The 14841-nt window shown below is 39.5% G+C and carries 13 protein-coding genes; 4 read left to right on the plus strand and 9 right to left on the minus strand.

Going from position 1 to position 14841, the window contains the following annotated elements:
* Nucleotides 1-2: 2 nt before the first annotated feature.
* The 8 genes from tatC to pdxA all read right to left on the minus strand — a co-directional run bounded on the left by tatC (nt 3) and on the right by pdxA (nt 6846).
* Entirely contained in the window at nt 3-893 is an 891-nt protein-coding gene (tatC, locus tag AY601_RS22815) for a twin-arginine translocase subunit TatC (RefSeq protein ID WP_068405604.1), read from the minus strand.
* Nucleotides 894-973: 80 nt separating this feature from the next.
* Entirely contained in the window at nt 974-2314 is a 1341-nt protein-coding gene (gene accC / locus AY601_RS22820) for an acetyl-CoA carboxylase biotin carboxylase subunit (RefSeq protein ID WP_068405607.1), read from the minus strand.
* Nucleotides 2315-2350: 36 nt separating this feature from the next.
* Complete coding sequence (gene accB, locus AY601_RS22825; RefSeq protein WP_068405610.1) at nt 2351-2833, minus strand: acetyl-CoA carboxylase biotin carboxyl carrier protein; 483 nt, start codon at nt 2831-2833, stop codon at nt 2351-2353.
* A gap of 72 nt (nt 2834-2905) precedes the next feature.
* The gene (locus AY601_RS22830; RefSeq protein WP_068405612.1) at nt 2906-3895 is read right to left on the minus strand and encodes a beta-ketoacyl-ACP synthase III; all 990 of its coding nucleotides are present in this window, start codon (nt 3893-3895) and stop codon (nt 2906-2908) included.
* A gap of 13 nt (nt 3896-3908) precedes the next feature.
* Nucleotides 3909-4847, minus strand: coding sequence for a phosphate acyltransferase PlsX (gene plsX, locus AY601_RS22835; protein WP_068405615.1), 939 nt, complete (start codon nt 4845-4847; stop codon nt 3909-3911).
* Nucleotides 4848-4947: 100 nt separating this feature from the next.
* Nucleotides 4948-5139, minus strand: a complete 192-nt coding sequence (rpmF, locus tag AY601_RS22840; protein ID WP_068405618.1) for a 50S ribosomal protein L32 — start codon at nt 5137-5139, stop codon at nt 4948-4950.
* A gap of 18 nt (nt 5140-5157) precedes the next feature.
* A complete protein-coding gene (locus AY601_RS22845; RefSeq protein WP_068405621.1) occupies nt 5158-5691 on the minus strand; it encodes a YceD family protein in 534 nt (177 codons plus the stop codon).
* A gap of 75 nt (nt 5692-5766) precedes the next feature.
* Nucleotides 5767-6846, minus strand: a complete 1080-nt coding sequence (pdxA, locus tag AY601_RS22850; RefSeq protein WP_068405624.1) for a 4-hydroxythreonine-4-phosphate dehydrogenase PdxA — start codon at nt 6844-6846, stop codon at nt 5767-5769.
* A gap of 273 nt (nt 6847-7119) precedes the next feature.
* On the opposite strand from pdxA, the gene rsmA reads away from it, so the two are divergent.
* The 4 genes from rsmA to AY601_RS22870 all read left to right on the plus strand — a co-directional run bounded on the left by rsmA (nt 7120) and on the right by AY601_RS22870 (nt 12679).
* Nucleotides 7120-7902: a 16S rRNA (adenine(1518)-N(6)/adenine(1519)-N(6))-dimethyltransferase RsmA gene (gene rsmA, locus AY601_RS22855; RefSeq protein WP_068405626.1), complete on the plus strand. Its 783-nt coding sequence runs from the start codon at nt 7120-7122 to the stop codon at nt 7900-7902.
* 11 nt (nt 7903-7913) lie between these two features.
* Nucleotides 7914-8837, plus strand: a complete 924-nt coding sequence (locus tag AY601_RS22860) for a 2-hydroxyacid dehydrogenase (RefSeq protein ID WP_068405629.1) — start codon at nt 7914-7916, stop codon at nt 8835-8837.
* A gap of 112 nt (nt 8838-8949) precedes the next feature.
* Nucleotides 8950-11454, plus strand: coding sequence for a DUF2339 domain-containing protein (locus AY601_RS22865; protein WP_068405633.1), 2505 nt, complete (start codon nt 8950-8952; stop codon nt 11452-11454).
* A complete protein-coding gene (locus AY601_RS22870) occupies nt 11447-12679 on the plus strand; it encodes a DUF3999 family protein (RefSeq protein ID WP_068405637.1) in 1233 nt (410 codons plus the stop codon). The genes AY601_RS22865 and AY601_RS22870 overlap by 8 nt, the downstream gene beginning before the upstream one ends.
* 70 nt (nt 12680-12749) lie before the next feature.
* Here the strand turns inward: AY601_RS22870 and AY601_RS22875 are convergent, their stop codons facing one another.
* The gene (locus AY601_RS22875; protein WP_232324653.1) at nt 12750-14630 is read right to left on the minus strand and encodes a M1 family metallopeptidase; all 1881 of its coding nucleotides are present in this window, start codon (nt 14628-14630) and stop codon (nt 12750-12752) included.
* Nucleotides 14631-14841: the final 211 nt, after the last annotated feature.

Consider the following 14841-nt stretch of genomic DNA (forward strand, 5'->3'; position numbering starts at 1 on the left):
TTTTAAGCGTTGTTACCTTTAGTTGTACCGTAAAGTTCTTTGTTTTTTCTGCGTTCAATTTTTGCAGAAATGAATATACTCAACTCATATAAAATAAAGAGCGGGAAGGCTACGACAAGCATCGTCATCATATCCGGAGTAGGGGTAACTACAGCAGCAATGATCAGGATGATTACAACCGCATATCTCCGGCTGGCACGCATAAACGCAGGTGTCATGATCCCGAATATCGAGAGGATATAAATGACAACAGGTAATTCAAATATAATCCCTGTTCCGATGGTTAAAGTAGAGACAGAGGATAAATACGAATCAATCGTGAATGTATTTTCGATCATCGGGCTCACCGAGAAATTAGTCAGGAAGTTAATTGATAATGGACAGATGATGAAATAACCAAATAAAACACCTATCAGAAATAATACAGAAGCAAAGAAGACAAATCCCCTTGCAGCCTTCCTTTCCTTTTCATGAAGGGCAGGTTTGATGAATAACCAAAGTTCAAAAAGGATATACGGGATTCCAAAAACGATACCCGTCATGATACAGGAATTAATCTGTAACGTAAACTGGCCTGCCATTTCTGTATTGATAATTTTACCCTTAATAGAGGTAATACAAAAATCAGATCCCAGCGAAGGGAAGATCTGAACCAGCTTACACATCATGCGGTAAGTCCAGAAATCAGGGCTCTTAGGGCCCATTATAATCGTGTTAAACAGGAAATCGTAAAACCAGAAGGCTAAACCAGTAAAAATTACGATCGCCAATAATGCCCTGAGCAAGTGTTTTCTTAATACATCAATATGGTCAAAGAAAGACATTTCAGACTCCAGATTCTTTCCTTTATTCTTAATGGCCCCTATAAGGTCCTGCGCTTTATTATCACTCATGTACGTTATTTGTAAAACAAAAATACCATTCTATTTTATTAGAATGGTATTTACGTTTTAAATATAATAATTAGATGTCTTTATTCAGAAAAAACAAATGTTTCCATGAATTTAGTCGTGAAATTTCCAGCTCTGAAGTTCGGATCTTTCATTAATTGCAAGTGGAAAGGAATCGTAGTTTTTACACCTTCAATTACAAACTCACTTAAAGCACGCTCCATTGTACTGATTGCTTCTTCACGTGTTTGTGCAACACAGATTAGTTTAGCAATCATAGAATCATAGTTAGAAGGAATCTGATAGCCTGCATAAACATGCGTATCAACCCTCACCCCATGTCCACCCGGAGAATGGAAATTAGTGATTTTTCCAGGACAAGGCCTGAAGTTATTAAACGGATCTTCCGCATTGATCCTGCATTCAATAGCATGCATGTTCGGAAGATAGTTTTTACCAGAGATAGGAACGCCGGAAGCTACCTTAATCTGTTCTTTAATTAAATCATAGTTGATTACTTCTTCCGTAACCGGATGCTCTACCTGGATACGGGTATTCATTTCCATGAAGTAGAAGTTACGGTGTTTATCAACTAAAAATTCGATTGTTCCAGCACCTTCATAAGATACAGCTGTGGCACCTTTAATGGCAGCCTCACCCATACGTTCTCTCAATTCCGGAGTCATGAAAGGAGATGGAGCCTCTTCAACCAATTTCTGGTGACGACGCTGAATAGAACAGTCACGCTCAGATAAGTGACAAGCTTTACCATATTGATCACCAATAATCTGGATTTCAATGTGGCGTGGATCTTCGATATATTTTTCTAAATATAAACCGTCATTTCCAAAAGCAGCGCCAGATTCCTGTCTTGCACTGTCCCATGCATTTTCAAAGTCTTCATCTTTCCATACTACACGCATTCCACGGCCACCACCACCGGCAGTTGCTTTCAGGATTACAGGGTAACCGATTTCATTCGCTAAGACAATACCTTCTTTTACACTTTCCAGCAAACCCTGAGAACCAGGGATAGTCGGGACGCCAGCTTTTTTCATCGTTTCTTTAGCGGAAGCTTTATCTCCCATAGAATTGATCTGCTCAGGTGTAGCACCAATGAACTTAATTCCATAGTCTCTGCAAACAGAAGAGAATTTAGCGTTCTCAGATAAAAAGCCGTAGCCTGGATGAATCGCATCTGCATTGGTCAATTCAGCAGCTGAAATAATATTTGGGATACTTAAGTAAGAATCTTTACTCGGAGGCGGGCCAATACAAACAGCTTCATCCGCGAAACGAACATGAAGACTCTCCCTGTCGGCAGTTGAATAAACTGCAACAGTTTTAATGCCCATTTCCTTACAGGTACGAATAATACGTAACGCAATTTCGCCCCTGTTGGCAATTAGTATTTTTTTAAACATATAATTGATAAGATGATAATTTGCCAGAAGCAAATATTACATAGGTTCTACTAAAAATAAGGGTTGGTCGTATTCTACAGGTGATGAGTTATCAACCAATACTTTAACGATTCTTCCAGAAACTTCACTTTCAATTTCGTTGAATAATTTCATTGCCTCAATGATACAGATCACTTTACCCGGAGCGATTTCATCACCAACATTTGCAAATGAAGGTTTGTCAGGGCTCGACGAACGGTAGAAAGTTCCGATCATTGGAGATTTTACAGTAATATATTTAGAATCATCAGCCTCAGCAGCAGACGAAGCATTGTTTGCCGTTACAGCAACAGGTTGTACTGCTGGAGCAGATGGTAACACCTGTGGTGCTACTGCCTGCGCAGGAACTGTTGTGGTAATAACTGTTGGGGCCTGATTAGTTTTAATAGTAATTTTGAAGTCCTTTTGTTCTATTGCAACTTCATTGACGCCCGAACGAGAAACAAATTTAATGAGTTCCTGAATTTGTTTGATATCCATTTTTAGGTATTTTGTTGAAAAGATATTGGTCTTTTAAAGACTCAAAGTTAATATTTTTATTTGTAATAAAATTTAGTAAGCCCACTTTATATAGACTGATCCCCAGGTAAATCCACCCCCAAAAGCAGCAAGAATAATATTGTCTCCTTTTTTTAGTTTGTCTTCCCATTCCCATAAACAAAGCGGGATGGTCCCATTGGTGGTATTGCCGTAACGTTCTATATTGATCATTACTTTTTCAGCTCCTATGCCCATTCTTGAAGCCGTCGCATCAATAATCCTTTTATTTGCCTGGTGCGGAACTAACCATTTCACATCTTCAGCATTCAGCTGGTTCCGTTCCATGATTTCGGCCGCTACATCTGCCATGTTGGTTACCGCAAATTTAAAAACAGCTTTTCCTTCCTGGTAAACGAAATGTTCTCTCTGGTCAATCGTTTCGTGCGAAGCTGGTTTTACAGATCCACCCGCTTTCTGATGCAGGAATTGTCTTCCGGCACCATCCGATTTTAAAACAGAGTCAATGATCCCATTACCTTCATCATTAGGTTCCAATAATACAGCACCACAGCCGTCACCAAAAATGATGCAGGTTGTTCTGTCCGTATAATCAATGATAGACGACATTTTGTCGCCGCCCACTACCAATACCTTTTGATGTTTTCCTGACTGGATAAATTGCGAAGCAGTAGAAATCCCATAGATAAATCCAGAACAGGCAGCCTGCAGATCAAAACCCCATGCATTTTTTGCGCCGATTTTGTCAGCTAAAATATTTGCAGTGGCTGGGAAAGGCATGTCGGGAGTCGTGGTACAAAAGATAATCAGGTCGATTTCTTCTGCAGTAATACCTCTTTTCTTTAACAGTCCGTTCACCGCGTGAACAGCCATGTCAGAGGTACCTAATCCTTCACCTTTTAATATTCTTCGCTCTTTAATACCTGTTCGTGAGGTGATCCATTCATCTGTTGTGTCAACTATCGTCTCTAACTCTTTATTAGAAAGGATATAATCAGGAACATAACCTTGAACCGCAGTAATAGCAGCGTGAATTTTACTCATTTGTTGTCAGATTTTATTTAAATGCATCTTGTATTTTTCCTACCAAACCTGTAATAATCATATCTCTCGCTTGAAAGATCATGTTTTTTACAGCGGTAGGCGAGGAGATTCCATGACCTATGATCACAGGTGCATTTACTCCAAGAACCGGACTTCCACCGTAATTTTCATAATTAAATCTGTCGAAGAACTCATCTTTAAGTCCTTTCTTGATAGTCATTATGTAAAACGATTCAGCTAATTTCAACATAATGTTCCCGGTAAACCCGTCACATACAATTACATCTGCTTTTTCGTTGAATAAATCACGTCCCTCAATATTTCCAATGAAGTTGAAGAGACTACATTCTTTCATCAATGGAAAAGTGGCCAGGCTTAACATATTCCCTTTTTCATCTTCTTCGCCAATATTGATCAGGCCGACTTTAGGGGTATTGATCTGCATGACATTTTCAGCATACAAACTTCCTAAAATGCCGAATTGAAGCAGAGTATCAGGCTTACAGTCAGCATTTGCGCCAACGTCCAGCATTAAACCTCTTCCTCCATCAAGTTTGGGGACGATCGTGCACAGACAAGGTCTGATAATGCCAGGAACAGTTTTTACACTAAAAACAGCGCCAACCATCATCGCACCAGAATTACCTGCGCCGACAAATGCATCGATTTCTCCTTTTTTTAACATAGAGAAACCCAGAGAAATACTTGAGTTTGGTTTTTGAGCAATTGCTCTTGTGGGATGTTCGCCCATACCAATTACCTCTTCGGTATGAACATATTCAAAGTGATCGGGATTGAACCCGCTTTCAGCGAGCAAAGGCTTAATTTGCTGAGTATCGCCTATTAGCACTAAATGCTCATTTGGCGCTAATAATTCATGAGCAGCTATTGCTCCCAAAACGTTTGCTTTGGGAGCATAGTCTCCGCCCATTATATCGAGACCTATTTTCATAGTAAAAAATCAGTTTGTGAATAAAGCATTATTGCCTTTTTTTTCAAGCGCCTAAGTTAAACTTAATGAAGCTGAAAACACAAACAATTTCTCCGAAAAATTAACCTATAGAGGTGTTTTCAATAACCAGTTTACCGTTGTAGTACAAATTCCCATCAACATTGTATGCATGGTGAGGAATGTGGATTGCACCTGTAGTTTGACAAGTAGATAAAGAAGGAGCTACCGCTTTATAGTGTGTTCTTCTTTTATCTCTTCTACTTTTAGAGATCTTGCGTTTTGGATGTGCCATTGCTGATTTATTTAATTATTATTTTAATTTTTTTAATGCTTCCCAACGTGGGTCAGCACTTGTTGTATTTTCTTCTTGTTGAGAAGGATTAGCCAGACTTTCCAGTCTTTCAATCATCTCTTTGTCGCATTTGGCACCATTGCCGTTCTGCTCACAAATTTTTATATAGGGTACCGATACTGTGATAAATTCATAAAGAATCTCCGCGATATCGATGCTACTTTCTTTTTTATTCAATACGATGATTTCTAAATCATCACTCTCCAGCTCATCTTCAGCGAATTTTACAATCTGCCTTTCTGAAATATCCAGAGGGGCATCAAATTCAGCTAAACATTTATCACAATCAAGCTTTATTGTTCCGGCAATGCGAATTTTCAAAATCAGCATTGTCTCCTGTTTATCCAATTCTACCGTAACTTTCAAATCCCCCTTTTTTACCAAAGAGTATTCAAATGCGTCAAAAAAGCTGTTATCAATCTCAAAATCAAATTGATGCTTGCCAATTTTTAAGCCAGTAAACGGGATCGAAAATTGTTTTAAAGGTTTCAATTGTAACAAAATTTTAGCCCGCAAATGTATGAATTAATTTGATACTTCTGAAATGTTTTAGAAATATTATTGTCGTTAATTTGCATCATCCTTCACATCTGCCGCAGTTTCTATAATTTTTCCGCCGCTTCTTAACTGGTTGCTTAACAGTTCATCCTGTTCACGTCTGTGTTTTACAATGTGGGTCGCCGCAAAAAGTGCCTCTATAAAAGAAGATGGATCTGCCAGGTCTTTTCCGGCAATATCGAAGCCTGTACCATGATCAGGAGAGGTACGTACATATTTCATTCCTGCAGTAAAGTTTACACCAGTTCCGAAAGCGATTGTTTTGAAAGGGATTAAGCCCTGGTCATGATACATCGCCAGTACCGCATCGAATTGTTTATAAGCACCTTTGCCAAAAAATCCATCCGCAGGATAAGGGCCAAAGCAAATTACACCCGAATCAAATGCTTCCTGAATCGCAGGCATAATAACGTCCTGTTCTTCACTGCCCAGCAAACCATTGTCACCAGCATGAGGATTTAGCCCTAATACGGCAATTCTTGGTTTCTCAATCCAGAAATCTCTTTTCAGGCTCTTATTGATCAACAAAAGTTTTTTAACAATACTCTCCTTTGTGATACTTTCTGCAACTTTAGAAACAGGGATGTGACCCGTAACTACGCCAACACGGATATCTTCACTCAATAAAAACATCAGTACATCAGAGCTGCCGGTACGTTCCTGCAAATATTCTGTATGACCAGGGAATTGAAAATTCTCTGCTTGTATCGTATGTTTATTGATCGGAGCAGTGACTAAAGCGTCAATATTTCCTTTGATCAGGTCTTCCGTTGCTCTCTCTAAAGATAACAAAGCATATTTTCCACCAATCTCATTGGCTACACCGAGTTCAATCTTTACATCCTCTTCCCAGCAGTTGATCATATTTGCTTTTTTAGGATTAGCTGCTTCAGCGTCATTAATTACGTTGAAACTGAAATCACCTAAACCCAGTGCTTTTCTATGGTAAGAGGCTACTTTTGTATGTCCATAAACGATAGGAGTGCAGTAATCCAGAATACTGTTATTGGCTAAAGTTTTCAGAATTACTTCTAGACCTATGCCATTTACATCACCTATACTGATACCTATTTTGATTTTATTGCTCATGCTCAAATGAAAATTTGCGCAAAATACAGAAATTCATTAGAAAACGTGCTGTTTTTAAGGGCGATCTGTTTAGCGCGGGTAATTATAGCTATTCAGGCTGTGGGCTTAGGTCATCAAGGATGAGTACTTGAATATAGCCAGTAACCTTGCTGATTAGTCGTTCTTAGCTAACGCTTCATTGCTAATAATTAGGCTGAACTCGTAAACTTTAGTTATTTTGCACCTTTTAGAAGTCTTGGCTTCTTTCGATTAATAAAATATAACAGCAATCATATGAGTTTGGTAAGGGCGAAAAAACATTTAGGGCAACATTTTTTGACCGATAAAAAAATAGCAGCTAAAATTGTAGACGGTCTTGTCCATACCGATCAATACAGTCAGGTGCTTGAAGTAGGGCCGGGTATGGGTATCCTTTCAGATATTCTGCTGGAAAGAAAAGACCTGGAAACATTTATGATCGATATCGATGTCGAATCCTATCATTTCTTAAATGATAAGTATCCACAGATGGGCGAAAGGTTGATTAATGGTGATTTTTTGAAAATGGACCTGAAAAAAGTATTTTCCGGTAAATACGCCATCATAGGTAATTTTCCTTATAATATTTCTTCACAGATCTTGTTTAAGGTTTTGGAACATAGAGAAAATGTAGTAGAGATGGTAGGCATGTTTCAAAAAGAAGTTGCAGAACGCTGTGCATCTAAAAGCGGAACAAAAGATTACGGGATTCTCAGTGTGCTGATCCAGGCCTATTATAATATTGATTATTTATTTTCTGTAAAGCCAGGGACTTTTAATCCACCTCCTAAAGTAAATTCAGGCGTAATCCGTTTGAGCAGAAATGAGCGGGTGACTTTGGATTGCGATGAGAAATTATTCTGGATTGTCGTTAAAGCCGGATTTAATCAGCGTAGAAAAACATTAAGGAACGCTTTGTCAGGCGTATTGCCTAAAGTTAAAATGGATGACAATATCTATTTTGAAAAAAGAGCAGAGCAATTGAGCGTAGAAGATTTTATTACCCTTACGCAGCTGGTCACCAAGCTGGCGTTATAATTATAAAACAGATGAACGGTAAAATTTTAATTGTTGATGATTTACATCCTGTATTCAAAATCATGGCAGAGCAATTAGGTTATGAAGTGGACGATCTTCCATTAATCACCAGGGCAGAAACGCTGGCGGTGATTTCAGGATATGACGGCATTGCGGTACGGACGAAGTTTAAGATAGACAGAGAGCTGATGGAAGCTGCACCGGGGCTTAAATTTGTAGCCAGAGCAGGAGCAGGATTGGATAATATCGACGAGGCTTATGCGAAGGAGCGGAATATTAAGTTACTGAATGCACCGGAAGGTAACAGGGATGCAGTAGGGGAGCATGCAATGGGGATGTTGCTTTCACTAATCAATACGCACCGCAAGGCTGATATGGAGATCAGGAACGGAATCTGGGACCGGGAAGGCAACCGTGGCTGGGAGCTAAAAGGCAAAACTGTCGGGATTATCGGTTATGGATTTATGGGAAGCAGTATGGCCAGAAAGCTTTCGGGCTTTGAGGTGAAGGTGCTTGCTTACGATAAATATAAAACGGGCTTTTCTGATGCTTATGCGCAGGAATGCAGCATGGAAGAAATTGTTAAACATAGTGATGTGCTGAGTTTACATATTCCTTTGACTTCGGAAACCAGGCAAATGGTGGATGAGGAATATTTATACCATTTCAAAAAGAATATATTTTTCATCAATACGGCCAGAGGTGAGATTGTGAATACGAAAGCAGTATTGGCAGCGATTAAATCCGGGAAGATATTGGGCGCCGGACTGGATGTACTGGAAGTTGAAAAATTCCCGGCATTGGCAGAACAGGACTGGTTTACTGAACTGAAAGAATCTGAAAAAGTTATTTTGACGCCACATGTTGGTGGATGGACTTTTGATTCGTACAGGAAAATTTCTGAGGTGCTTGCTGATAAGCTGGAGCAGATTTAGGGTAAAAGTATATTTTATGTTAGACCCGGTTGTGTAAATGACCGGGTTTTTTATTGCCTGAAATGTTTTGCTTTGAACTTAAATATTATCTTTATCACCAAACGCATCATTCATGGAGTTTCTTTACATCATCTTACTGGTTGTCATCATTGTGATGATTGCCACAACTAAAAGCAGTCTGAACGATAGGGTCGGGCGGCTTGAATACCGGATTTTTGAATTTCAGGAGCTTTTAAAGCAAAGCAGGCCCGGTTATGTTCCACCAGTAAGTACTGCAGAGGAATCAGAACCACAAGAAATGCGGCCGGTAGACTGGGGCGCAACGCAATTTCAAGCACCCGCAATTCCATTTGTTCCGCCACCCTATAAGACTAAAAAAGATCTTCATCCTGATCCTTTACGCGATTTTATACCTAAACCTGTTCAGGAAGAAACTCAGGAAGCAGTTGTTCCTGAAGAAAAAATACAACAGCCAGAGGCCGTTCATGAACCAGAATTTGTTCAGGATACACAGGCTAATATTTACAATGAACACTTAGCTGAAGAAAATACACCGCCATCGGTTCAACAACCTGTTCACCGCGAGCCCGCAGCACCAGAACTTTCCTTCTTTGAGAAACATCCTGACCTGGAAAAATTCATTGGAGAGAATCTGATCAATAAAATCGGGATTGCGATACTGGTACTGGCTATCGGTTACTTTGTGAAATTTGCAATTGACAGCAACTGGATAGGCCCGGTAGGCCGCGTTGGGATTGGTGTACTTTGCGGTGGTATCTTAATTGGTATCGCACACTGGATGCGTAATTCTTACAAAGCATTCAGCTCTGTTTTAGTAGGGGGAGGGATTGCAGTTTTATATTTTACCATTACGCTTGCTTTTCACCAATTTCAGCTGTTCAATCAAACCACATCCTTCATTATTCTGATCGGGATAACTTGTTTTGCCGTCGCGCTTTCACTGCTCTACGACCGGCAGGAAGTGGCTGTTATTGCTTTAGTAGGTGGTTTAACCAGTCCATTAATGGTCAGTACTGGTCATGCTAATTATCATGGTTTGTTTATTTACCTGGTGATCCTCAATGCAGGACTGCTGGTAATTGCTTACCGCAAATCGTGGCGTATCCTTAATGTTTCAACCTTTGTACTCACAATACTCATGTTTTCGGCAAGTCTGTTTAGCATGCCGGCCACGAGTTATGGAATCGGATTTTTATACGCCAGTATTTTATACCTGCTTTTCTTTGGAATTAATGTGGCTTATAATGTCAGGGAGAATAAAACATTTATCGGCTCAGATTTTACCATTCTGCTGGCCAATACGGCGCTATACTTTGGTGCAGGTTTATTCTTGCTGACCGGAATGCATCAGGAGCAGTTCAGAGGGCTTTTTGCGGTAAGTTTAGCTGTGATCAACTTACTGTTATCTTACTTGCTGTTCAGGAATAAAAAGGTGGATACCAATGTGCTTTACCTGCTGATTGGGATTACGCTGACCTTTATATCCGTTGCCGGCCCAATACAATTGCATGGCCATTATATTACGTTATTCTGGGCAGCAGAAACGGTATTGCTTTACTGGCTTTATCAAAAATCGCGGATCTATTTAATGCAGCTGGCTTCGCAAATCATCTGGGCATTGATGCTGCTAAGTTTATTTATGGACTGGGCCGCAATTTATGGTGATTCAGCAATAGCAGTCAATGTACTGATCAACAAAGGGTTTATTACTACATTATTTGCTGCAGTCAGTTCTTACTTATTATACGTTCTTTACCAAAAGCCAGACGTTGAAGGAAAAACCCAAAACGGTGATATCTTAAATCCTGTATTTATTAAATATACAGCTATTGTACTGCTGTTTTTAAGCGGACTGCTGGAAGTTAACCACCAATTCTCAAACCGGTTCCCCCATACTTCTTTAAATAATGTATATGTAATCTTGTATGCCTCAGTATTCCTTTACATTTATCTGTTTTTAGGAAAAAAAAGAGAATCAATCCGGTTAAACTGGAGAATAAGTGCCATCCTGATCAGTACTTGTATTGCCGTTTATCTGTTCTTTATGGTTGGATTTTTCGATCTGCAGGAAGCTATGCTCGTTCGTCAGGAAGTCGCATCATTTCATTTTATAGCCCATTGGATTGGCGCAGTATTTATCGGATTATTGTTTCACCATCTGATCCTGATCGCCAGAACTTTACTGCCAGAAACCTGGAAGAAAATAGCAGCCTGGGCTTTGGCAGGTTCAATGGTGCTGTTCTTAAGTCTGGAAGTCAGCTTAATCAGCAATGTGTTGTTTTATTCAGCTAACAACCCAATCAGCAATGTAGAAACGATTTATATTAAAACAGGGCTTCCGGTATTATGGGGATTAGCATCCTTTGCGATGATGTGGCTGGGCATGCGTCATAAATACCTTACACTGCGTATTATTTCGCTCAGCCTGTTTGCGCTTACTTTAGTAAAGCTATTTGTATTTGACATCAGCAATATCCCGCCTGCAGGTAAAATTGCAGCATTCTTCTTCCTTGGGGTCATATTGCTGATCATTTCGTTTATGTACCAAAAGGTTAAAAAAATCATTGCCGCAGATGAACCCCATAAAGATGAATAGACAGCTTTTTTTAACGCTGACCCTTTTACTGAGTGTTTTTAGTGTATTCGCACAGCAAACATTCAAGTACCAGGCGAAACTGCCGAAAGTAGAAACAGACGGGTTTTACCGGGTTGATTTAAGTCCTGAACTCATTGCCGGGGCTCAGGCAAATCTTGGCGATATCCGGATATTGAATCAGAAGAAACAGTTTTCACCTTATATTTTTGGAAATCAACTGGTTTTTAAAGATCAGCGGAGTTTTATTGCTTTTCCAAAATTGAAAGCATTGGCAGAAGTAGATACTGTGACTACTTTTATCGTGGAGAATGCGGCTCACCTCACCATAAACCAATTAAGTTTGCAGTTGCGCAATGCTTCTGTTAAAAGAAATGTAAACTTATCTGGAAGTGATGATCTTAAAAAATGGTACGCCATTAAAGAGAATATATCATTAGAAGAAGCAGTTTCTGATGAGCCGGGTAATGGAACTTATCAGCAACAACTGAATTTTCCTTCGAGTTCTTATCGGTATCTTCGGATACAGATTAACAATGAAAATAAAGAGCCGGTTGCGATTTTGCAAGCAGGTATTTACAGACAGCAAAGTATTCCGCCTGTTTATGTTCAGCTTAAAAAGCCTTTGATCCAGCAAAGGGATAGTGCCCAGGTGAGTTATATAACAGTACGTTTTAATGCGCCTTATCAATTGAATAAACTGCATCTGGAAATTGCCGGACAAAAGTATTATAAACGGAACGTCAGGGTTTATGCGGTACAGCAGAAGGAAAAATCACTGGTCGCAGATACCTTAATTAGTACTTCAGCGATTCCTAACCTGTACTTCTCGGCTAAAACAAACCACTTAGAACTTGAAATTGTGAACGGTGACAATCCACCATTGGTGCTCCATAAAGTCAATGGTTATCAATTGAGTCAAAGTTTAATCAGTTATCTTGAAAAAGATCAGGATTATACAATTCTATTTGGAGATGGAAAAGCAAATGCGCCAGACTATGACCTGAAGTTTTTTGGAGATAGCTTACAGCAGGAGTTAAAACCGCTAAACTATCAATCTGTTTCTGCTAATCCTTTATATCAAAAACCACAGGAAAAAAGTAAGGTTGCAAAAGGGGATGGGATTCCAGGATGGGTAATCTGGGCAGCAATCGTAATTGTAGCTGCTTTACTGGGTTTCCTGACTTTTAAAATGACGCAGGAAGTGAGCAAAAGAGATAAACTATAAAAATGCCCTCAAAAAGTATTTAACTTTTTGAGGGCATTGCAGCTGGTAACAGGGCTTTTACGCAAAGAATTTACTTTTTCCAGCTATTATCTGATGGTTTGGCATCCATATAAATACCGCCGTCAATTACCATTGAAGTCACTGGTTTTTCTGCAGTAAATTGAATGTTAATCGCTTTCTGGTTGAATTTCCAAACTACTGGAGTTTCATGGATCACATGCGTTGTTCCGTCAGCATAGGTTACTTTAATATCGAAAGGTATCGCAAAACCACCGATGTTCCGGATGGATATATTATAAGTCATGCCTTTGATCGTTACTTTGTCAATAGCCAGGTCTATATAATTATTGCTGAAGAACCAATTGTTCCAGAACCAGTTTAAGTCTTGTTTGGAAACATCATTGATCGTATGAAAGAAATCCCATGGAATAGGATGTTTTCCATTCCAGCGGTCCATATAAGCATGCAGATATTTCTTGAACAGTACATCTCCAAACATATCCTTTAAAGCCAGGTAAGCCAGCGAAGGCTTTACATATGCGTTATTGCCATATCCTGAACCCGAAACCTGGGTAGACAGGGTGATAATTGGCTGATCTTCTTCTGTAGAAGGATCTTTAATCCATCTTTCTACTCTGAATTTCTTGTAATTCTCATCTGCTTTCGCTTTTCCAAGCTGCTGCTGACCAATCAGGTATTCTAAAGTAGTTGCCCAGCCTTCATCCATATGCGCATAACGGGTTTCGTTCGTGCCCATGTAAAAAGGGAAATAAGTATGTGCAATCTCATGGTTCAGTACAAATTGGCTGAACTCCATATCCGGAGTACTGGTGTCATTCACCATCATCGGGAATTCCATGTCGGCAAAACCTTGTACCGCAGTCATTTTTGAGAAGGGATAAGGAACACCTGGCCAGTTATTTGAAAACCAGTCTAAAGCCAGTTTAGTCCAGGTTGCAGCATGTGAAAAGTCTTCAGCTTTGCTGTCATAAGCAGCTTGTACACTTGTCCTTCTGCCAGTCTTTTTGTCAACGACTACACTTCCTGCATCCCATAAATAATGATTACTCAGGGCAAAAGTTACGTCTGTAATATGATCGGCAGTGAATTTCCAGGTATTCCAATCGTTCTGTTTAGTCACTTCACCATTGGCCATTTCCTCAGCATTAGCAATCGATACCACTTCTTCGCTGGTATAAGACTTTTTAAGCTTATCTGCGAATTTAGGCTGTAAGACCTCATCAGGGTTCTTTAAATCGCCTGTGGCCCAAACTACATAGTTTTTAGGGGCTTTCACTGTCAACAGGTAATCATTGAAATCATTATAGAATTCAGTTCTGTCGGTATGCGGAATTTTATCCCATCCATTGTAGTCGTCATAAACTGAAACTCTTGGAAAAGAATAGGCTACAAAAAAGGTAGTGCTGTCGATCTGGCCTTCTCTGCCGCTTACTTTTGACAAAGGATAACTCCAGTTGATTTTAAAAGTAGCGGTCTTGCCCGGTGCTAAAGCATTCTTCAGTGGAATGTCTGAGGTCGTGCCCCAGTCTTTGCTATCCACATTGTAAGACTGGCCATCTACCGTAAATAAACTGATATCGAGCCCGCTTGTTAAATAATCTTTACTTACATAACCTGCTCTTGGCGCTTCTGGTTTGTGCATGTTATTGACAAACCTCATCGTTATTTTCTTCAGCGTATCAGGACTATGGTTCGTATACGTAATAGTTTCTGTTCCTTTGACTAATTTATCATTTGGAGTGACAGTGATCGTCATGTCATACTTTCCTTTATTCTGCCAGTAGTTTTTCCCAGGCTTGCCATCCAGCGCACGTGTGCCGTTAGCGAACGCTGCTTTGATATTACGTGGCATGTACAGTTCCTGGGCTTGCGTGGTAACGGTTCCCAATAAAAATAGCGTAGCTATCTTGAAAATGTTTTTGTGCATCATGTTTTTTTATAATTCGTTCAATACCTGTCTGAATTCACGTATTCCATATTTTATGACTTGTTTAAATTTATTCTTCAAATTTAAATGTGCATTAAAACAGGCAGCTGAATTCAGGCAGATTTTCAAAAGTAATCGTTTTAAGCCTGTAAACAAGTTATTCGATAAATATTAAAGGGGCTTTAACGGCTTTGCAAACAATTCAAATCAAAAG

The sequence above is a fragment of the Pedobacter cryoconitis genome (assembly GCF_001590605.1).
GTDB classification, from domain to species: Bacteria; Bacteroidota; Bacteroidia; order Sphingobacteriales; family Sphingobacteriaceae; genus Pedobacter; species Pedobacter cryoconitis_A.

Excerpts from the sequence above, each read along its gene's own strand:
- tatC (WP_068405604.1), bottom strand. The coding sequence starts at position 893 with ATGAGTGATAATAAAGCGCAGGACCTTATAGGGGCCATTAAGAATAAA.
- accC (WP_068405607.1), bottom strand. The coding sequence starts at position 2,314 with ATGTTTAAAAAAATACTAATTGCCAACAGGGGCGAAATTGCGTTACGT.
- accB (WP_068405610.1), bottom strand. The coding sequence starts at position 2,833 with ATGGATATCAAACAAATTCAGGAACTCATTAAATTTGTTTCTCGTTCG.
- AY601_RS22830 (WP_068405612.1), bottom strand. The coding sequence starts at position 3,895 with ATGAGTAAAATTCACGCTGCTATTACTGCGGTTCAAGGTTATGTTCCT.
- plsX (WP_068405615.1), bottom strand. The coding sequence starts at position 4,847 with ATGAAAATAGGTCTCGATATAATGGGCGGAGACTATGCTCCCAAAGCA.
- rpmF (WP_068405618.1), bottom strand. The coding sequence starts at position 5,139 with ATGGCACATCCAAAACGCAAGATCTCTAAAAGTAGAAGAGATAAAAGA.
- pdxA (WP_068405624.1), bottom strand. The coding sequence starts at position 6,846 with ATGAGCAATAAAATCAAAATAGGTATCAGTATAGGTGATGTAAATGGC.
- rsmA (WP_068405626.1), top strand. The coding sequence starts at position 7,120 with ATGAGTTTGGTAAGGGCGAAAAAACATTTAGGGCAACATTTTTTGACC.
- AY601_RS22860 (WP_068405629.1), top strand. The coding sequence starts at position 7,914 with ATGAACGGTAAAATTTTAATTGTTGATGATTTACATCCTGTATTCAAA.
- AY601_RS22865 (WP_068405633.1), top strand. The coding sequence starts at position 8,950 with ATGGAGTTTCTTTACATCATCTTACTGGTTGTCATCATTGTGATGATT.
- AY601_RS22870 (WP_068405637.1), top strand. The coding sequence starts at position 11,447 with ATGAATAGACAGCTTTTTTTAACGCTGACCCTTTTACTGAGTGTTTTT.
- AY601_RS22875 (WP_232324653.1), bottom strand. The coding sequence starts at position 14,630 with ATGATGCACAAAAACATTTTCAAGATAGCTACGCTATTTTTATTGGGA.